The organism is Pseudomonas sp. S49 (assembly GCF_009866785.1).
In the GTDB taxonomy this organism is placed as follows: domain Bacteria; phylum Pseudomonadota; class Gammaproteobacteria; order Pseudomonadales; family Pseudomonadaceae; genus Aquipseudomonas.
In genome coordinates this window covers 5,912,962-5,931,542 of sequence record NZ_CP019432.1, presented here as the reverse complement: position 1 = coordinate 5,931,542, position 18,581 = coordinate 5,912,962, and the positions used below count along the sequence as shown (strand labels likewise).

At 61.0% G+C, this 18,581-nt stretch carries 14 protein-coding genes and 1 pseudogene; 6 read left to right on the top strand and 9 right to left on the bottom strand.

Features of this window, described 5'->3' with window-relative positions; all coding sequences use genetic code 11:
* Positions 1-23: 23 nt before the first annotated feature.
* The 4 genes and pseudogenes from PspS49_RS29940 to PspS49_RS26210 all read right to left on the bottom strand — a co-directional run.
* Positions 24-131, bottom strand: a pseudogene (locus PspS49_RS29940) (metal ABC transporter ATP-binding protein); the annotation flags it as partial.
* Positions 131-829 (bottom strand): PspA/IM30 family protein, encoded by a 699-nt coding sequence (locus PspS49_RS26220; protein ID WP_160042006.1) that lies wholly within the window; start codon positions 827-829, stop codon positions 131-133. The pseudogene PspS49_RS29940 and the gene PspS49_RS26220, both read right to left, overlap by 1 nt.
* 17 nt (positions 830-846) lie before the next feature.
* Positions 847-1,515, bottom strand: coding sequence for a YjfI family protein (locus tag PspS49_RS26215; RefSeq protein ID WP_095122196.1), 669 nt, complete (start codon positions 1,513-1,515; stop codon positions 847-849).
* A gap of 145 nt (positions 1,516-1,660) precedes the next feature.
* Positions 1,661-2,215, bottom strand: coding sequence for a cysteine hydrolase family protein (locus PspS49_RS26210; protein WP_160042004.1), 555 nt, complete (start codon positions 2,213-2,215; stop codon positions 1,661-1,663).
* A 101-nt stretch (positions 2,216-2,316) separates the two neighbouring features.
* On the opposite strand from PspS49_RS26210, the gene PspS49_RS26205 reads away from it, so the two are divergent.
* The 3 genes from PspS49_RS26205 (at position 2,317) to PspS49_RS26195 (ending at position 5,456) form a co-directional block, all read left to right on the top strand.
* Positions 2,317-3,318, top strand: a complete 1,002-nt coding sequence (locus PspS49_RS26205; RefSeq protein ID WP_127929960.1) for a GlxA family transcriptional regulator — start codon at positions 2,317-2,319, stop codon at positions 3,316-3,318.
* 280 nt (positions 3,319-3,598) lie between these two features.
* Positions 3,599-4,708, top strand: coding sequence for a DUF3182 family protein (locus PspS49_RS26200; protein WP_160042002.1), 1,110 nt, complete (start codon positions 3,599-3,601; stop codon positions 4,706-4,708).
* Positions 4,698-5,456 (top strand): alpha/beta fold hydrolase, encoded by a 759-nt coding sequence (locus tag PspS49_RS26195; RefSeq protein ID WP_160042000.1) that lies wholly within the window; start codon positions 4,698-4,700, stop codon positions 5,454-5,456. Before PspS49_RS26200 ends, PspS49_RS26195 begins: the two co-directional genes overlap by 11 nt.
* A 115-nt stretch (positions 5,457-5,571) precedes the next feature.
* On the opposite strand, the gene PspS49_RS26190 is transcribed toward PspS49_RS26195, so the two are convergent.
* From PspS49_RS26190 to PspS49_RS26175, 4 genes are read right to left on the bottom strand one after another with little or no spacing between them, the layout of a single operon-like run.
* Positions 5,572-6,558, bottom strand: a complete 987-nt coding sequence (locus PspS49_RS26190; RefSeq protein WP_150650675.1) for a lysylphosphatidylglycerol synthase domain-containing protein — start codon at positions 6,556-6,558, stop codon at positions 5,572-5,574.
* The gene (clsB, locus tag PspS49_RS26185; RefSeq protein WP_160041998.1) at positions 6,555-7,829 is read right to left on the bottom strand and encodes a cardiolipin synthase ClsB; all 1,275 of its coding nucleotides are present in this window, start codon (positions 7,827-7,829) and stop codon (positions 6,555-6,557) included. Before clsB ends, PspS49_RS26190 begins: the two co-directional genes overlap by 4 nt.
* Complete coding sequence (locus tag PspS49_RS26180; RefSeq protein ID WP_038362074.1) at positions 7,826-8,623, bottom strand: endonuclease/exonuclease/phosphatase family protein; 798 nt, start codon at positions 8,621-8,623, stop codon at positions 7,826-7,828. The genes clsB and PspS49_RS26180 overlap by 4 nt, the downstream gene beginning before the upstream one ends.
* Entirely contained in the window at positions 8,620-9,546 is a 927-nt protein-coding gene (locus tag PspS49_RS26175) for a DUF72 domain-containing protein (RefSeq protein WP_160041996.1), read from the bottom strand. The genes PspS49_RS26180 and PspS49_RS26175 overlap by 4 nt, the downstream gene beginning before the upstream one ends.
* 348 nt (positions 9,547-9,894) lie before the next feature.
* On the opposite strand from PspS49_RS26175, the gene PspS49_RS26170 reads away from it, so the two are divergent.
* Entirely contained in the window at positions 9,895-11,988 is a 2,094-nt protein-coding gene (locus PspS49_RS26170; RefSeq protein ID WP_160041994.1) for a mechanosensitive ion channel family protein, read from the top strand.
* A 115-nt stretch (positions 11,989-12,103) separates the two neighbouring features.
* Here PspS49_RS26170 and PspS49_RS26165 read toward each other — a convergent pair whose 3' ends face one another.
* On the bottom strand, positions 12,104-16,390 hold the full coding sequence (locus tag PspS49_RS26165; protein ID WP_160041992.1) for a DEAD/DEAH box helicase: 4,287 nt from the start codon (positions 16,388-16,390) through the stop codon (positions 12,104-12,106).
* A 278-nt stretch (positions 16,391-16,668) separates the two neighbouring features.
* On the opposite strand from PspS49_RS26165, the gene PspS49_RS26160 reads away from it, so the two are divergent.
* Positions 16,669-17,553 (top strand): sugar nucleotide-binding protein, encoded by an 885-nt coding sequence (locus PspS49_RS26160; RefSeq protein WP_150650668.1) that lies wholly within the window; start codon positions 16,669-16,671, stop codon positions 17,551-17,553.
* Positions 17,546-18,478: an NAD-dependent epimerase/dehydratase family protein gene (locus PspS49_RS26155; RefSeq protein ID WP_127929952.1), complete on the top strand. Its 933-nt coding sequence runs from the start codon at positions 17,546-17,548 to the stop codon at positions 18,476-18,478. The genes PspS49_RS26160 and PspS49_RS26155 overlap by 8 nt, the downstream gene beginning before the upstream one ends.
* Positions 18,479-18,581 lie beyond the last annotated feature (103 nt).

Genomic DNA, 18,581 nt, shown 5'->3' with positions numbered 1-18,581 from the left:
CGAACGACACGCCGTAAACCATGTGGGAGCGAGCTTGCTCGCGAAGAGGGCGTGTCAGTCAACATCGATGTCGACTGGTACGACGCTTTCGCGAGCAAGCTCGCTCCCACAGGTTGTTTTTCCGCAGTGATTACTGGGAAGACTTTTGCTTCAGACGCTCAAGAATCGCGTTGGCGCTGCCTTCGTTCGGCGTGATGCCGGCGTCGCGCAGTTTGCGTTCCAGGTCGTTGCCGGTCGACGCGTCAGCCAGTTCGTCCGCCGCGCTCAGCTCGGCAGCACGTTGCTGCTGCTTGGCTTGCAGGCGGTTCAAGGTACCGACGGCAGTTTCCAGTTTGCCATTGGCACCGCCGCTGGCGATGGAAGCGCTGACCTGGGCTTTCTGCACGCTTTCACGGGCCTTGGCCATGTCCACTTGCTGGCGCAGGCTCTTGATCCGCGATTCGGCCTTGCTGATGTCTTTGCGCATGTTTTCGGCGTAAGTGCCGAACTCGTCGCTCTGCTTTTTCTCAACATCCAGTTCGTTGGTCAGGGTCGAAATCGCTTCGGCCACTTCCAGCGCCAGGTCTTCACGGCCGGCGTTCAGCGCCGAGATGGCTTTGGCTTCCAGATCCTTGATCTTGGCGTCGTACTCGCTCACGCGGTCTGCCGCCAGTTTGTGTTTGGCCATGATGGTGACCAGTTCGCGACGTGCGTTCGACAGCGCGCCGTCGGCATCACGGATTTCCTGGTCGAGGATGCGCAGGGCCTGTTGGTCAGCGATCGCTTCGCCGACTTCATTGGCACCGCCGCGCAGTGCGGTGAACAACTTGCTCCAGATGGACTGAGTCATTGGATATTCCCTGTTGATTACTTGAAGAAGTGTTCGAAGGCTTCGCTCGCGCGCTGCACGTTGTCGACCAGGGTTTTCACCTCGGTGACGACGTTGGTCAGGCTCGAGTCGGCGCTGAGGGCGCCAAACATGTTGTAAACGGTCTGCCCGTTGGGCATCGACTCGATACCGATCGACGACAGCGGGAACATTTCCCGGCTGCGCAACACGGCGTCGTTGAAGGCCGCTACGTCCGAGATCGAATCGATGTCCACCAGCACGGTGTCGACGATGATCTGCTGGCCGGCCAGGGCGATGTGAATCGGCAGACCGCCGAATTCGTTCATTTCCAGCTTGATGCTGGGTTCGGAGCTCTGGATCAGCGACAGCGTGATCTCTTGCGAAGCCACCTCGTCCAGAGCCTTGAGGGCGTTGAAGAGGCTATCGATGGTCCAGTTGTTGCCTGCGCTCATGTAATTCTCCGACATGAAAGAGCCAGCCAGAATCGGTTGGCGTAGCTGTTGCTCCATTTGCTTGAGCAAGCTTCGGTTTTCGGGAAGCACCCAAGTTTCGTGTTTCACATAACCGGCAGCTGCCAGGCCTGCGCGCATCTGCTTCATATAGAAGCTCGACGGTTTTTTCGCCGACGGTTTCGCGCGCTCCCCCTTGGGACTCTCTGATTTCGCGGTGGGGGAACGGCTTTTCATGGCAATGGCTCGGTTATGGATATCTCACGCGTGAGCCACACTACAACCAATTCAAAGTGCCATCAATGGCTCACGCGTGAGATTTTTATGACAGGCGAAAAAAGGCCCGCGGCAAGGCGGGCCTGGTGTTTTTGCAGAATGTTGCTTAGCGCTGGGCGGCGAGGAATTCGTCAGTGGAGACCACGCTGGCGTAGGCGAACCCTAGCGCCGACATGAACGCAGCATGGACGTGGGCGGCCGGCACAGTAAGCCCGTTGAATTCCAGGTCACGGCTGGCGCAGGCATCGTGAATCACCGTCATGCCATAACCGAGATCCGCCGCAGCCCGGGTAATGCCGTCAACGCACATGTGGCTCATGCTGCCGACCACCACCAGTTCCTTGATGCCTTGTTCGTCGAGAATCGCTTGCAGTTCGGTTTCGCGGAACGAGTTGACGAAGTGCTTGAGCACTACCGGTTCATCGGCGCGGTTGAGCACTTTCGGATGCAGCTTGGCGCCTTCCGAACCCGGGGTGAAAAACGGCGCGTCCGCTGAGGTGAATTCGTGGCGAATGTGTATTACCGAATCACTGTTCTCGCGGAACGCGGCGATCAGCCGGGCGGCATTGTCGGCGGCGGCATCAGCACCGGCCAGCGGCCACTTGCCTTGGGGGAAGTAGTCGTTCTGGATATCGACTACGATGAGCGCTTGCTTGACCATGGGTGTGTCCTCGATGTGTTGGCTGGAAGTGGCTTCAGTATTGGTGCTGACCAGCGATTCGAGGATTGGCCGCACCGACAATAGACAGGGGAAAACTGACAATGGGCGCAGAAAGGGCTGCCATCGCTGAACTGGGCGTGCTGATCTATCCCGGCGCGCAGATGGCAGCGGTGCATGGTTTGACTGATCTGTTCGCGGTGGCCAACCGGATTGCTGCCGAACATCAGGCCGCGCAGTTGCCGGTGCTGCGGGTCAGTCACTGGCAGGTCGAAGGTGATCAGCCGCCAACGCGCACTTACGCCAGTCATGCGGGTGACGACAGCGCTTTGCTGGCCGTGCTGATTCCGCCATCGATCGGCGGGTTCTCGGCGGCGCAGGCGCCGGCCAGCCTGATGCAATGGTTACGGGATCAACATGCCCGCGGTGCGACGCTGGGCGGGGTTTGCGTAGGCTCGCTGATGTTGGCCGAAAGCGGTCTGCTCGACGGCCGCAGCGCCACCACCCACTGGACCTCGGCCAAGGCCTTCGCCGAGCGTTACCCGAAGATCAAGCTCAAGGCTGATACCCCGATTGTCGACGACGGCGACTTGATCACCACGGCCGGATTGATGGCGTGGTCGGAACTGGGATTACGTCTGGTCGACAGGTTGCTCGGGCCGAGCATTGCCACCGGCACCGCGCGATTTCTGGTGATCGAGCACAGTGACAGCGCCAGTGAGTGCGGCAGTAACTTCGCGCCGATTCTCGGGCATGGCGATGCGGCGATTCTCAAGGTGCAGCACTGGCTGCAAAGCACCGGTGCGACGGATGTTTCGCTGGCGGCAATGGCTGAGCGGGCGGGGTTGGAGGAGCGCACCTTTCTGCGGCGTTTTCGCGCGGCGAGCGGGTTGAAACCGACCGAGTACTGCCAGCATCTGCGGGTCGGCAAGGCGCGCGAGATGCTGGAATTCAGCAATGGCACGATCGATCACATTGCCTGGACGGTGGGCTATCAGGATCCGGGCGCGTTTCGTGCGATATTCAAGAAGATCACCGGGCTGGCGCCGAGTGATTATCGGGCACGGTTTGGGGTGTCCCCGATCCCGAAAGCAACGAACATCTAATGTAGGAGTGAGCCTGCTCGCGAAAGCGGTGGATCTGCGAAATTGCTGTCCGCTGACACTACGCCTTCGCGAGCAGGCTCGCTCCCACATTGAATTCCACAGGGCCATAGATCGTGCAAATTGCCGGGATTTTACGGGCCGTCGTGCAGATTGAAACAGGCGTGGTGCCAGCACGACTCTGGCAAGTTTCTGATTGGACTAGGATTTTCGTAGAGTGGCCGTTGGCCTGATCTCTGCACCTCTCACCGCTACAGTCATCGAACCGATGGAAGGGGGACGCATGACCCCGACACCCCGCAGGAAAATCGTCGTCGCCCACTCGGTGCGCGCCGACGCACCGCAACATGAAGTACAGACCAACAAGTCTCTGGCGCGATGGCTGGCGCAGATTCTCGGATGCAAATTCGGCGGCAGCTACGACCCGGACAAACACCGCGGCCGTGACCTGTATCTGCTACCGACGCAAACCATCGTCGGTGCTGCCAGCGCTCATCAACTCGGTATCACAGGCCCTGACGATTTGTGGGGTGGCTTTGTCGAGCACGATTTCATCTGCACCAAAGCCATCAGCCACGGTTTGCGCAGTCATCTGGCTCATGCGCCGCAAGGCTGGTCGCCATTGTTTTCGGAGCGCGTGCGTAACGTAGTACTCGATGGCCTCAGCGTGTTTGCGCTGGAAGATGCGCGGCCTGCTGCCGAGCATTTGCTGTACAGCGGCCCGATCCGCTTGAAGCCGGTTCATGCCTGCGCCGGTCGCGGCCAGGAAGTGATCAAGAGCCTCGACGCCTTCGACGAAATCCTTGCCCGCCCCGACATTGCAAAGCAGTTCAGCGAGGGCGTGGTGCTGGAACAGGACTTGAGCGATGTCGTCACCCACAGCGTCGGCCAGTCATTCATCGGCGACAAGGTGCTGAGCTACTGTGGCGATCAATACTTGACCAAGGATGCCCACGGCGAAGACGTGTACGGCGGCTCGAACCTGCTGGTGGTGCAGGGCGGCTATGACGATTTGCTAGCGCTGGATCTAGCGGATGATGTACGGCTGGCCATCGAACAGGCGCAGATTTTCGACAGCGCCGCCGATGAAGCCTACCCGCGCTTCTACGCTTCGCGGCGCAACTATGACATCGCCCAAGGCCTGGACAGCAACGGCAAAGCCCGCAGCGGCGTGCTCGAGCAATCTTGGCGCATGGGCGGTGCCAGCAGCGCCGAAGTGGCAGCGCTACAAAGTTTCGTCAATGATCCGGGGATGAGCGCGATCCGCGTGTCTTCGGTGGAAACCTACATCGATCAGCCGCTGCCGGCGGACGCCATCGAGGTCTATCGCGGACCGGCTGAAAACAGTGAATTTCTCCTCAAATACGTAACGGTCAAATCCTATGACGGCTAGAAGCGAAAGCATTCAAATCGACATTGATGATGAACAGATGAGCGGGACCTTTCTCAGTCCCAAATCGAAAGTGCCGGGGGTGTTGTTTGTCCATGGTTGGGGCGGTAGTCAGGAGCGCGACCTTGAGCGCGCCAAAGGCATCGCCGGTCTCGGTTGCGTGTGCCTGACCTTCGACTTGCGCGGACACACCGGCGGCACCGGGATCCCGCTGACCCGCGTTACGCGTGAAGATAACCTGCGTGATTTGCTCGCGGCCTATGACCGCTTGCTCGCGCATCCGGCGCTCGACACCTCGGCGATCGCCGTGGTCGGCACCAGTTATGGCGGTTACCTGGCGGCGATCCTCACCTCGCTGCGCCCGGTACGCTGGCTGGCGTTGCGCGTGCCGGCACTGTACCGCGACGAGCAATGGCACACACCCAAGCGTGAGCTGGACAAGGCCGATTTGCGTGATTACCGCAGCACGCTGGTGCGCGCGGACACCAATCGGGCGCTGCATGCCTGTTCGCAATTCGCCGGCGATGTGTTGCTGGTGGAGTCTGAAACCGACGATTACGTGCCACACGCGGCGATCATGAGTTACCGCGCGGCGTGTCAGCAGACCCATTCACTGACCCATCGGATTATCGACGGTGCCGATCATGCGTTGAGCGAGCCGGTGTCGCAGCAGGCGTACACCTCGATTCTGGTGGACTGGATTACCGAGATGGTCGTGGGTGAGCGGTTGAGCATCATTCAGTCGGCTTGATCTTTCAGTGTTCTTTCGGACGCCTTCGCGAGCAGGCTCGCTCCCACATTTGGAATGCATTCAACCTGTGGGAGCGAGCTTGCTCGCGAAGAGGGCATCAGCCTCAGCAACCCTCTCAGGACGGTTTCTTCTCTATTCGCAGCGCCTTGGCCTTGGCCTCAACCACCAGATACATCACGACTGTGATCAACAACGGCAGCAGAAAATAAATCGCCCGATACGCCAACAGTCCCGCCACCAGACTGCCGCGCGAAGCTTCGTGTTGCAGCAACGCCACAAACACCGCTTCCAGCACGCCAAGACCTGCCGGAATGTGGGTGATGACCCCGGCAATCGCACTGATCAACAGCACGCCCAGCACCAACGGATAATCCAGTTTGCTCGGCAGCAAGGTGAAAATCACCGCCGCCATCAGTGACCAGTTCAACGCCCCCAGCAGCAATTGCAGGACTGCCATGCGCAACGACGGCAGATTGATTTCCACGCCACGAATCGACCACTCGCGGCGTTTGGAAAACTGACACGCAGCCAGATAGCCGACGCTGATCAGCAGCAACAGCACGCCGATGCCTTGTAGAGCACTGCTGCTGATTTTCCAGCCCGGCGGCATTGTCACCAATCCACTGCTGAACACCACCCCGGCAATGGTCATGTAGCCAAACCAATTGGTCGCCAGGCTCAAACCGAGGATCTTGGCGATGTTGCTTTTGCTCACGCCAAGACGCGAATACAGCCGATAGCGCATGGCGATGCCACCCACCCACGCGCTCAGGTTCAAGTTGAACGCATAGCTGATGATCCCTACCGGCAGAATCTGTTTCCAGGTCAGGTCCTGACGAATGTAAGTGCGGCCGATCAGGTCGAAACTGGCGTACACGAGAAAACTCAGCAGCGTCAGGCTGGCGGCGATGATCAGTGTGCGCACCTTGAAGTCGGCAAGGGTCTGCAGCACTTCGGCCCATTCGATGCGCGTGGCGAACATCGTCAGCAACACGATCAGCGCGAGGAAAAACAGCAGCGTCAACGGACGCTTCCAGCGGCTCCATTTCGAGTGCGTTGCTGGCGCCGAATGCTGGGCGGAATGCACCTCGGAATGGCTCATGAGCGGTCACCTCGAAACGGCTTGAGCCTTGGTTTGTGCGCTGGCAGCCAACCGGCCATCGCCGGGAAATGCCGCAGAAAGTGGAACACCAGAAAACCCACGGTCATGTGCCAGATGCGGCCACGCGGCGACTTGCTGGCATTCATGGCTTTGCAATGGTTTTGACTGAGGTCTTCGAGGCGTTCGAACAGATGCTGATTGAACGCGCGGTCGCGGATCAGCACGTTGGCTTCGAGGTTGAGCGACAGGCTCAGCGGGTCGAGATTGCTTGAGCCGACGGTGCTCCATTCGTCGTCAACCAGCGCGACTTTGCCGTGCAGCGGGCGCTGACAATATTCGTGAATCTGTACGCCGGCCTTGAGTAAATAATCGTAGGTCATGCGCGCGGCGAGTTTGGCCACCAGCATGTCCGGCTGGCCTTGCAGAATCAGCCGCACTTCGACCCCGCGCCGCGCTGCATTGCGGATTTCCCTTAGCAAGCGGTAACCGGGGAAGAAGTAGGCGTTGGCGATCACCACGCGGCGTTTGGCGCGGCGCAGTACCTGTAAATACACGTCTTCGATGTCGGAGTGGTGCTGGTCGTTATCGCGGAACACCAGGCGCACCTGACCATCGTGATCAGTGAAGGCCATCTCGGCGCGACGCTGGCGCCGGCGTTGCCACCAGAAGCGTGCACGACCGGGACGACCACTTTGCAGCAGGGCGAAGTGGTGAATGTCGGCGACCGCTGGCCCCTGCACTTGCACCGAGTAGTCCTGCTTGGCTTCGGGGCCGAAATCGGCCAGGTGATCGCCGGAAAAGTTGATCCCGCCAATGAACGCGATCAACCCGTCGACCACCACGATCTTGCGGTGCAAACGACGGAACCAATTGGTGCGGATGCCCAGACGTTTCGGCGCCGGGTCAAAGATTTGCAGGTGTACGCCGGCTTCGCTCAGCGCGGTCAGATAACCGGTGGTCAACTCACCGCAACCGAAACCGTCGAGACTGACCGTGGTGCGCACACCGCGCCGGGCAGCGTCGATCAGAATCTCCTGTAATTCGGCACCGACCTTATCTTCGAAAACGATAAAGGTCTCGAGGAGGATTTCACTCTTCGCCGCGCGCATCGCTTCGAACACCCGCGGGAAATATTCCTCACCGTTTTCCAGCAACTCGACCCGATTGTTGCCCTGCCAGCTGTACTCGACATCAACGTGGCCGGGCTCGCGGATCGGCGGGTTGATGGCTATCGGTTCCACGGCGGATTTCTCCAGCGGCGCGCTGCTCATAGTTCGATCTCTACCGATAAAGGAACGTGGTCGGAAAGGTGCGACCATGGCCGGTTCGCCAGGACTTTCGGCTGGCTGGCCTTGAGGTTGCGCACGTAAATACGATCAAGCCGAAGTGCTGGCAGGCGCGCGGGAAAACTGCGCGCCGGTTTGCCCTGGTGCTCGGCGAACACTTCGCGCAGGCCGCAAGGTTTGAGCTGCGCATCGGCGCGCTGGCGCCAGTCGTTGAAATCGCCCGCGACGATCACCGGTGCGTCATCTGGCAGCTCCGCGAGGCGTTGCATGAGCAAATCCAGTTGGGCGTTGCGATGACTTTCGCGCAGGCCCAGATGCACGCAGATCGCATGCACCTCGGTGCCGTCACCGGGCAGGCGCAGCACGCAATGCAGCAGGCCGCGGTTCTCGTGGCCGTTGATCGACACGTCGAGGTTGTCGTGACGGATGATCTGGAATTTCGACAGCAACGCGTTGCCGTGGTCACCCTCCGGGTACACCGCGTTGCGTCCGTAGGCGAACTGCGGCCAGAGGCTGTCGGCGAGGAACTCGTACTGCGGCATTGTCGGCCAATTGCTGTAGCGCTTGGGATGATGCTCGTGGGTGCCATGGACTTCCTGCAGGAACACCACGTCGGCGGCCACGCTGCGCACCGCTTCGCGCAACTCCGGCAGGATGAAGCGCCGGTTGAGCGCGGTAAAACCCTTGTGGGTGTTGACCGTCAGCACAGTGAAGGTGCGCACTGAAGGCGCGACCACCGAGCCTTCATCGGTGAAGCCGACCGGTTCTGGAATGCTCATGCCAACACTCCTTCGCCAGCCGTTTCGCCGGGGCGGGTGGCGAGGTCTTTATCCAGTTCGAAGCGATGCAGCAGATCGCGGGCGTCATAGGGCGCGCGGACTTTGATGTCGTTGTCGAAGTAGCAGAACACTTCGCGGGATTTGCGCGCGCGCGGCTTCAGGCGTGGCGCAATCAAATGCGCATCTTTGGGTTGCTCGCCGTGGTGCCAGGCGTCGATGCGCTCGGCCCAGCGCTTGAGGGCCGGGGCGGTGTAGCCGCTGGCGTAAAGCGCTTCGGCGCCGTGCAGGCGCAAATAGACAAAGTCGCTGGTGAGGTCTTCGCGGTACGGCCATTTGTCCGCGGTGTCGGCGATCACCAGCGCGGTGTTGTGGCGTTTCAACAAGCGCACGAACTCGGGGTCGATGAAGCTCTCGTTGCGGATTTCCACGGCATGGCGCAGCGGCTTTTTGCGCCAGGCTTTCATGCTGGCGTGGCCGTGCAGGTGCGAATCGTGTTGATGGGCGAGGGTGGCGGCGGCTTCGGTGTCGTGGGGCAGTAGCGCGAGGAAATGTTCGAAGCGCTCGGGTTCGAATTTGAAGTTTGGCGGGAATTGCCAAAGGATCGGGCCAAGTTTTTCCTTGAGTTCCAGCACCCCGGAGGCGAAGAAATTGGCCAGCGGTTTTTCGATCTCGCGCAAGCGACGGATATGGGTGATGAAGCGCGGCGCCTTGACGCTGAAGACGAAGTCGTCGGGTGTTTCGGCATACCACTGGGCGTAACGTTCGGGCCGTTGCAGGGCGTAGAACGACCCATTGATTTCGATGCTGTTGACCGCCCGCGACGCGAACTGCAATTCGCGTTTTTGCGCCAGTCCCTTGGGGTAGAAGTCCCCGCGCCACGGTGCGTAGCGCCAGCCGGAAATACCGATGTGAATCGTCGCCATGCCGCCCTCCCGTTGAAAGTCCTCGTGTTGCCGGTATCTTTTGATGACTGTGGGCGGTGCGGGAAAGTTTCGACGGTATTACGGACGGTCACGTCTTTAAGGTGAAGATCAAAAGCGCTCCCCCTCACCCCAACCCTCTCCCCCAGAGGGGGCGAGGGGGAAGGGAGCAGATCTTCATGGTTTTCAGGGTTTGAGTTCGACTCCGGATTTGCAAGTCGGTGTACTTCTCGCAGGCAACTCGGTCAGCTCCCTCTCCCTCCGGGAGAGGGCTGGGGTGAGGGCGCTCTTGAACTTGCTGTGCAATTACCGATCAGTTCCTTACAGGTTCAGCCAAGGGAGATCGGAGTTTTGGTCAAGTTCAGGATCGCTATTCTGCTGGGAGCACTGTTGTTTCTCGGCGCCAGTGAAATCGACGCCGCCGCATTACCGGGCATCCCGGCCGCCACCGAAGAAGCGGCCAAACCTGAACCGATTGTGCAGGGTGGTCTGCTCGGTGCGATCAGTTCAAGCATCGACGACGTCCAGGACAAACTCGATCTCAACGAACACCTGGTCGACGCCTGGCGCCTGCGCGCCGATCGCGCCGCCGATGAAGTCGACAAACTGGTCAATCAACCGTCGAACCGCTCGGGCTGGAGCGTCGCCGGGGATTTCCTCACGCTGTCGGGCGTCTGGCTTGGCAGTTTCGCGTTATTGACCGTACTGGGCAGTCTGTTGGCCAAGCGCCTGCGCGAGGGCCGCTGGTTGCGCACCCGTCAGCGCAGTCAGGATCTTATTGGTTACTTGCTGCCGTACACCGTGCCGGCGCTGATCTGCCTGCCGCTGACGTTGTATGTCAGCCATTTTCTGCAAGCCTCGGTAGGGCGCGCGCTTGCGCTGTGTCTGGCCTACGCCACCAGCAGCGGAATCTTTTCCACCTCGATGTTGTTGTGCGTGGTGGTGATGTTCAACGTCGGCCATAAACGTCCGGCGGCGCGGATCATTCGTGATTATTGCCCGCGCCCGCTGTTCCTGATCGGCTTCCTCGCTGCTCTCAGCGATGCGCTGACCAGCCCGCAGATCGCCCGTCAATTGGGTGGCAATATCACCAGCAGCATCGCGGTGTTTACCGGGTTGGTCGCCTCGATCATTTTCGGTTTGCTGGTGATTCGCCTGCGTCGCCCGGTGGCACACCTGATCCGCAATCGCTCGCTGAGCCAGCGGCTGAAACAGCCCTCGTTGCAGGAGTCGCTGCGGATTTTTTCCGGGCTGTGGTATTGGCCGATCGTGCTGATGGTGCTGGTCTCTGCGGTCAATCTGATCGGCATCGGCGAGGACAATCAGAAAGCCTTGCGCTGCGCGCTGTTTACCACGGTGCTGCTGATCGGCACGGTGTTCCTCAGCACGATCCTGCAGCATCTGTTCAAGTCACGAAAAGCCGAAGCGATCCAGCGCAGCAGTGCCTACAAGGAGCGTTTTCTCAGCCTGTTGCACGCCTTGCTGCGGATTGTCATCGCCATCGCGTTCATCGATATCCTCGGGCGGATCTGGGGCGTGTCGCTGCTCGATTTTGCCCAGAGCAGCACGGTCGGTCGGGCCATCAGCAACGCGCTGAGCAGCATCGGTCTGATCTTCCTGGTGACGTGGTTACTGTGGGTGGTACTCGACACGGCAATTCAGGAAGCGCTGAAACCACCGGTCAGCAAGCGCGGCGCACGCCAGCCAAGTACGCGGGTAAAAACCATTCTGCCGCTGCTGCGCAACGCGATCAAAATCATCCTTGTGGTGATTTGCGCGATCACTACCATGGCTAACCTGGGGATCAACGTTGCGCCACTGCTGGCCGGTGCCGGGGTGGTCGGTCTGGCCATCGGTTTCGGTTCGCAGCAACTGGTGCAGGACGTGATCACCGGGCTGTTCATCATCATCGAGGACACCCTGTCGATTGGTGATTGGGTGGTGCTCGATTCCGGGCACGCCGGCACGGTCGAGGGTTTGACCATTCGTACCTTGCGTCTGCGCGACGGCAAGGGCTTTGTGCACTCGGTGCCGTTCGGCCAGATCAAGGCTGTGACCAACCAATCGCGGCAGTTTGCCTTTGCGTTTTTCTCGGTGCAGTTCACTTATGACACGGACGTGGATAAAGCCATCGAGCTGATCCGCGAGACCGGTGATTCGATCCGCGAAGACCCGTTCCTCAAGTACAACCTGCAAGGGCCGCTGGACGTGTTTGGCGTGGACAAGATGGATTTGAATGGCGTGGTGCTGACGGCGCAATTCCGCACTGTGTCGGGGGGGCAGTATGCGGTGAGTCGGGCGTTCAACCAGCGGTTGAAGAAGCTTGTGGATAACACCGCGACCGTGCATTTCGCGCAGACTTATCCACAGCAGGTTTTGTTGCCGAAACGGCAGCAGGAGGGTGAGGTCGTGGCAAGCGAGGTGCCACAGGAATCGCGGACTTAATGCAGGATTTTGTGAGGCTGTGCCGGCCCTTTCGCGAGCAGGCTCGCTCCCACAGGGGGAACGCGATCAAACTGTGGGAGCGAGCCTGCTCGCGAAGACGTCAGCCCAAACACCCTCAATGCCGGATCAATTTGCCGCGCACATGCTCCATATCAATCTGATCCAGCTCCAGCCAAAACTGCTGCTTGCCGGCAATCTCCGCCGCCGCCGGCAATCCATCGCGATACACTAACCGATTACTCACCAGTGCCGGCACTTTCACCCCCGGCAGCAGCGTCCCGGCCAGGTTCAACGGATCCACCCCGCACACCGCAATCAAACTACCGTCATGCGGTCGCCGCCGAACTTCGCGTAACAACGGAATCGCCTCGGGCAAGGCAAACTGTTCCCCCGCCAAACCACTGACAAACCGCCCACCGCGAATCTCGCCGCGCGCCTCCAGCCGATGAAACGTGCGCAGCAATTCGCGCCAACTCGGCAACCAGTCCGCCTCGCGTTCCAGCAAACGCCAGAACACCACGCCATAGCGCCGCAACAATGTCATCGCGACATGTTCAAGGATTTCGCTGTTATCCACAGCCGCCCCGCGCCGCAGCAAGGCCCAGCGCCCGGCATCATCCATCCCACCGATAAACGCCCCGCGCCCGCGACGACTGCTGCGCTGCTGGCGCTTGCTCGCCGGGGTGATCAGCGCGCGCAGGCCGGCGAAGCTGTCGGCGTTCACCAGGCCGGCGCCGACCAGTTCCTGCAAGGCGATTTCCAGCTCGGTGCGCAGCAGGTGCGCTTCATGAATCAGCTCATCGAAAAATAGCGCGCCGTGCTGGCTCAAGGCTTCAAAAACCTTCTGGGTTTTCGGCGAAAGTTCGCTCACCGGCGTCTGTTCGGCCAGCGCACTCCACAGGCCGACCTGACTGCGCGGCAGCAGCACGATAGGCGTGCTGCGCAACGCCGTACCGCTGATTTTTTGCCGGGCACTGAGGCGCGTCCACACCAGTTTGCCGTTGCGGCACAGCTCATCCAGCCAACTTGGCGAATAGTCTTTTAATCGCGCCGGGAGGATATCGCTGTCCCACGCCGAAGCCGCCGCCGCGTAGCCTTCGAACTGACCGATAATCGCCGGCAACACGGCTCTACCCTGACCGCGAGTAGAAGGCGAGAGATGCTGCCAGTCGAACAGAAACCGCATGAAATCCTGCAACGCCACCGGTTCGATTTCCCGGCGCAGGCGCTTGACCGTGTAGCGATGAATGCGCGCGAGCAGGTGGCGTTCGCACCATTCTTCGACATTGAGTTTCGGCGTGAATTGACCACGCAGCACATAACCTTCGCGCTCCAGTTGTGCGAGGGTCTGATGGACTTGCGCGGCCGGCAATTCGAGCGGTTCGGCGATGGCGGGCAATGGCAGTGGGCCGAACGCACCGAGTCGCGCGCGGAGCACTTCGACCAAGGCCTCGTCGAACGTCCAGGCTTCATCGAACCCCGGTAACGCCTCCAGTTCGTCTTGCAATTTGGCCTGTGGATAAAGCGCTTGCAGACAGGTCAGGCGTTCGCGGGCCAGCCATAACCAATGCTCAGGATCGATTTGCAAACGGCAGGCGCGACCACTGCTGGCCAGATTTTCCAGCCATGCACGCCATCCTTCGTTCGCTTGCACCTCCTCATCGCTGATGCACGCCAGGCTCATCAACGCCTCGTGTATTTCATCCACTGTGCTCGGCGTCGGCCAGGCTTCTTCGCGCACGGCGTTAATAGCGTCCGCGTCCAGCGCACCGAGATCATCGGTCGATTGCGGATCGCTCCAGCGCCGGTTGATCACCGCTTGGGTGCGACGTTCTTCCAGCGGTGCATCGTCGAGAAAGGTGTACGGCCGCGCACTGAGAATTTCTGCCGCGAGCGGCGAAGGCGCCGGCAGATCGCGACTGATCAAACGCACCTCGCCACGCTCCATGCGCCGCAGCAGATTCAGCCAGCCCTCGCTGTCCATCGCTTCATGCAGGCAATCGTCGAGGGTTTGCTCGATCAGTGGATGCTCGGGAATTTCCCGTTCGCCGGCGAGGTTTTCCAGGCAGGCGATCTGGTCGGGAAACACGCTGGCAATCAGGTCTTCGCTTTTCATCCGCTGCAACTGCGGAGCGACTTTGCGCCCACCGGTAAAACGCGGCAGCGCCAATGCCACCCCGGCATTCCAGCGCCAGCGCACGCCGAACAGCGGCGCATCGAGCACCGCTTGAATAAGGATGTGCTCGGCGCTGTTGCTGTGCAGGTAACGCCAGACGTCATCGAGTTCAAAGCTGTGGCTGGTGGACAGCGACAGCACGATCGCGTCTTCGCTGGCGGCAGCCTGCAATTCGAAATTGAAGGTGCGGCAGAATCGCTTGCGCAGGGCCAGGCCCCAGGCGCGGTTGATACGGCTGCCGAACGGCGAGTGGATGATCAATTGCGTGCCGCCGGACTCGTCGAAAAAACGCTCCATCAACAGCGTGTCCTGCGACGGCAGGGCGCCGAGGGTCTGACGGGCGCAGGCGAGGTATTCGACCAGTTGCTCGGCGCTGGCGCGGTTGAGGCCGAGGGTGTGCGTCAGCCAGTCGAGCGCCGGTTGCAGATCGCCGGGGCTGGCGCCGAGCAACGCGTCGAGCTGCGCTTGCAGGCGGGCGACAGCCGATGACAATTCATCGCTGCGCCCCGGCGCTTCGCCGAGCCAGAACGGAATGGTCGGCGGCTGGCCGTGGGCATCCTCGACGCGCACCTTGCCGGTTTCCACGCGCAGAATCCGATAGGACGTATTGCCGAGCTGGAACACGTCGCCAGCAATGCTTTCCACGGCGAAGTCTTCGTTGACGCTGCCGATGTTCAGGCCTTGCGGCTCGAGCATCACGCTGTAATCAGCGTTGTCGGGGATGGTGCCGCCGCTGGTCACGGCAGCGAGTTTTGCGCCACGCCGGCCACGCAAGGTGCGGCTGACGGCGTCGCGGTGCAGGTAGGCGCTGCGAATGCCTTGGCGACCGTTGTAGCCTTCGGCGAGCATGCTCAGCAGGGCCTGATAGTGTCTTTCGTCAAGGTCACGGTAGGGCGAGGCTTGGCGGAACATCGCCAGCAAGGCGTCCTCCGGCCATTCCTGGCAACTGACTTCGGCAATGATCTGCTGCGCCAAAACATCCAGCGGCGCGACCGGGATGTGCAGGGTATCGAGTTCGCCTCGGCGTACGCAGTCGAGCAGGGCGGCACATTCGATCAGGTCGTCACGGGTGGTGGCGAACAAACGGCCTTTCGGTGTGCCACCGACCTGGTGGCCGGAGCGGCCGACCCGTTGCAGAAACCCGGCGATGGAGCGCGGCGACGCGATCTGACAGACCAGATCGACTTCGCCGATATCAATGCCCAGTTCCAGTGAGGCGGTGGCAATCAGCACTTGCAGTTCGCCGCGCTTGAGCCGTTGTTCGGCGTCGAGGCGAAACGCCTTGGCCAGACTGCCGTGGTGCGCCGCCACGGCGTGCTTGCCGAGGCGTTCGCTGAGGTGCCGGCTAAGCCGCTCGGCGAGACGCCGGGTGTTGACGAAAATCAGCGTGGTGCGGTGCTCGCGGGCGAGTTCGGCGAGGCGGTCGTAGACCAGCTCCCAGACATCGTTGGCCATGACTGCCGACAACGGCACGGGCGGTACTTCGATGCCCAGGTCCCGTGGCCGGGCGTGGCCAATGTCGATGATTTCGCAGGGGCGCTCATGGCCGACGAGAAATTGCGCCACGGCTTCCACCGGTTTCTGTGTGGCGGACAGGCCGATGCGGGTCAGCGGTTCGGCGCAAAGCGCTTGCAGGCGCTCCAGGCTCAGGGCCAGATGACTGCCGCGCTTGCCGGCGGCCATCGCGTGGATTTCGTCGATGATCACTGTGCGCGTGGTGCCGAGCATTTTGCGGCCCGATTCCGAGCCGAGCAGAACGTAAAGCGATTCCGGTGTGGTCACCAGAATGTGCGGTGCCGATTTGCGCATGGCCGCGCGTTCTTTCTGCGGCGTGTCACCGGTGCGCACGGCGGTGGTGATGTGTACTTCCGGCAGGTTCATCTGCCGCAGTTGTTCGGTGATCCCAGCGAGCGGGTTTTGCAGGTTGATGCGGATGTCGTTGGACAGCGCTTTCAATGGCGAGACGTAGACCACCAGGGTTTCGTCGGGCAAACCTTCGGGGTTTTCCAGGCCACGGTGAACCAGATCATCGAGTACGGCGAGAAAGGCTGTGAGGGTTTTGCCCGAGCCGGTGGGCGCAGCGATCAGCGTCGAACGGCGCTGGCGGATCAACGGCCATGCGCGGGCCTGGGCGGCGGTGACCGTCGGGAAAGTCTTGCGGAACCAGGCGCTGACGGCGGGGTGAAAGCCTGCCAGGGCCGCGTCCGTGGGGATGGGCAGATTCATGGCTCAAGTTATGCGGGCGCAGGGGGGAAGATGCAAGTACCGTTCGGGCCTCATCGCGAGCAGGCTCACTCCTACAGGGGAATGCATTTCAATTGTAGGAGTGAGCCTGCTCGCGATGGCGCCAGTCGAAGCGCTACAAATATCCGGGATGTACACTTTACGGATGACGGTTGCGCACTAAACCCGCAAAATGCAACGATTCCGGTAATTATCGACGACGGTTCCACGAGATCCGTCGCTAAAGCCATCGTTCCAATCAGACTGGGCCTGCTGACTCTATGCGAATGCGCCTTATGTTACTGGGCGGCGGAAATGCCCTTGGGCAGGCGCTGATTCGCCTCGGTGCGGAGGAAGACATCGGTTTCCTCGCCCCCCGCCCGCCCGAAAACGGCTGGGATGCCGCGAGCCTGACCCAACTGCTCGACGACACCCGTCCCGACGCGTTGATCAACCTCGCCTACTATTTCGACTGGTTCCAGGCCGAAACCGTCAGCGAAAGCCGCATGGCCGGGCAGGAACGCGCGGTTGAGCGTCTGGCCGAACTGTGCCAGCACCACAACATCGTCCTTGTGCAGCCCTCCAGTTATCGAGTGTTCGATGGTTCGCGCGCCACGGCGTACAGCGAAAAAGACGAACCAGTGCCGCTGGGGCTGCGCGGTCAGGCGTTGTGGCGGATCGAACAAAGCGTTCGCGCCACTTGCCCGCAACATGTGCTGCTGCGTTTCGGCTGGCTGCTCGATGACAGCCCGGACGGCACCCTCGGACGTTTCCTCGCACGGGCCGAGCAACCGGAAGAATTGCTCCTGGCCGATGACCGTCGTGGCAACCCGACGCCAGTCGATGATGCCGCGCGAGTGATCATTTCAGTGCTCAAACAACTTGATTGCGCCGCGCCGCTGTGGGGCACTTATCACTACGCGGGCCACGAAGCGACCACACCGCTGGCGCTGGGTCAGGCGATTCTGACCGAAGCGCGCAGCCTGCACGCCCTGGCCATCGAAGCGCCGACCGCCCAGGCCCACGCCGCGCGGCCGGACGCTGCCGAGGAACCGCAACACGCGGTGCTGGCCTGCAAGAAAATTCTGCACACTTTCGGGATCAAACCGCGCGCCTGGCGTGCGGCACTCCCGGGCTTACTGGATAGGTTCTACCGTCATGGCTAAAGGGACTGTATTAATCACTGGCGGAGCCGGTTTCATTGGCTCGCACCTGACCGATGCGTTGCTCGCTGCCGGGCATTCGGTGCGCATCCTCGACGACTTGTCGACTGGCAAACGCAGCAACCTGCCGCTGGACAATCCGAAGGTTGAACTGATTGTTGGCGACGTCGCCGATGCGGCGCTGGTGGCCAAAGCCATGCACGGCTGCAGCGCGGTCGCTCACCTGGCGGCTGTGGCGTCGGTGCAGGCGTCGGTGGATGATCCGGTGAAGACGCATCAAAGCAACTTCATTGGCACGCTGAACGTCTGCGAAGCCATGCGTCTGGCCGGGGTCAAGCGCGTGGTGTATGCCTCCAGTGCGGCGGTGTACGGCAACAACGGCGAGGGCGAGTCGATTGATGAGGACACGCCCAAAGCGCCACTGACGCCTTACGCCTCGGACAAGTTGGCGGGCGAGCATTATTTCGATTTCTATCGTCGCCAACATGCGCTGGAACCGGTGATTTTCCGCTTCTTCAACATTTTTGGCCCGCGTCAGGATCCGTCCTCGCCGTATTCCGGGGTGATCAGCATCTTCAGCGAACGCGCGCAGAAAGGTCTGCCGATTACCGTGTTCGGCGATGGTGAACAGACGCGCGATTTCCTTTATGTCGAAGATCTGGTCGATCTGCTGGTGCAGGCGATCGAAAAGCCTGAGGTGGAGGTCGGTGCAGTGAACGTCGGCTGGAATCAGGCAATGAGCCTCAAGCAGATGCTTGAAGCCCTGCAAGCAGTGGTCGGTGAGCTGCCGCCCGTCAGCTACGGCCCGGCGCGTTCCGGCGACATCCGGCATTCGCGGGCGAACAACGCTCGCTTGCTGGAGCGCTTCAAGCTGCCGCAGCAGACGGCGATGAGCGTGGGTTTGGCGCGGTTGCTCGGTCGCTCCTGAAAATCCCCTCACCCTAGCCCTCTCCCAGAGGGAGAGGGGACTGACCGAGGTGTTCTTTCGAGTTACACCGACGTGAAATACCGAGTCGAACTCAGGTTTTGAA

Coding starts and splice junctions, on each gene's coding strand:
- PspS49_RS26175 (WP_160041996.1), bottom strand. CDS start 9,546: ATGGCGACGATTCACATCGGTATTTCCGGCTGGCGCTACGCACCGTGG.
- PspS49_RS26165 (WP_160041992.1), bottom strand. CDS start 16,390: ATGAATCTGCCCATCCCCACGGACGCGGCCCTGGCAGGCTTTCACCCC.
- PspS49_RS26195 (WP_160042000.1), top strand. CDS start 4,698: ATGACGGCTAGAAGCGAAAGCATTCAAATCGACATTGATGATGAACAG.
- PspS49_RS26190 (WP_150650675.1), bottom strand. CDS start 6,558: ATGAGCCATTCCGAGGTGCATTCCGCCCAGCATTCGGCGCCAGCAACG.
- PspS49_RS26200 (WP_160042002.1), top strand. CDS start 3,599: ATGACCCCGACACCCCGCAGGAAAATCGTCGTCGCCCACTCGGTGCGC.
- PspS49_RS26210 (WP_160042004.1), bottom strand. CDS start 2,215: ATGGTCAAGCAAGCGCTCATCGTAGTCGATATCCAGAACGACTACTTC.
- PspS49_RS26160 (WP_150650668.1), top strand. CDS start 16,669: ATGCGAATGCGCCTTATGTTACTGGGCGGCGGAAATGCCCTTGGGCAG.
- PspS49_RS26215 (WP_095122196.1), bottom strand. CDS start 1,515: ATGAAAAGCCGTTCCCCCACCGCGAAATCAGAGAGTCCCAAGGGGGAG.
- clsB (WP_160041998.1), bottom strand. CDS start 7,829: ATGAGCAGCGCGCCGCTGGAGAAATCCGCCGTGGAACCGATAGCCATC.
- PspS49_RS26220 (WP_160042006.1), bottom strand. CDS start 829: ATGACTCAGTCCATCTGGAGCAAGTTGTTCACCGCACTGCGCGGCGGT.
- PspS49_RS26205 (WP_127929960.1), top strand. CDS start 2,317: ATGGGCGCAGAAAGGGCTGCCATCGCTGAACTGGGCGTGCTGATCTAT.
- PspS49_RS26155 (WP_127929952.1), top strand. CDS start 17,546: ATGGCTAAAGGGACTGTATTAATCACTGGCGGAGCCGGTTTCATTGGC.
- PspS49_RS26180 (WP_038362074.1), bottom strand. CDS start 8,623: ATGAGCATTCCAGAACCGGTCGGCTTCACCGATGAAGGCTCGGTGGTC.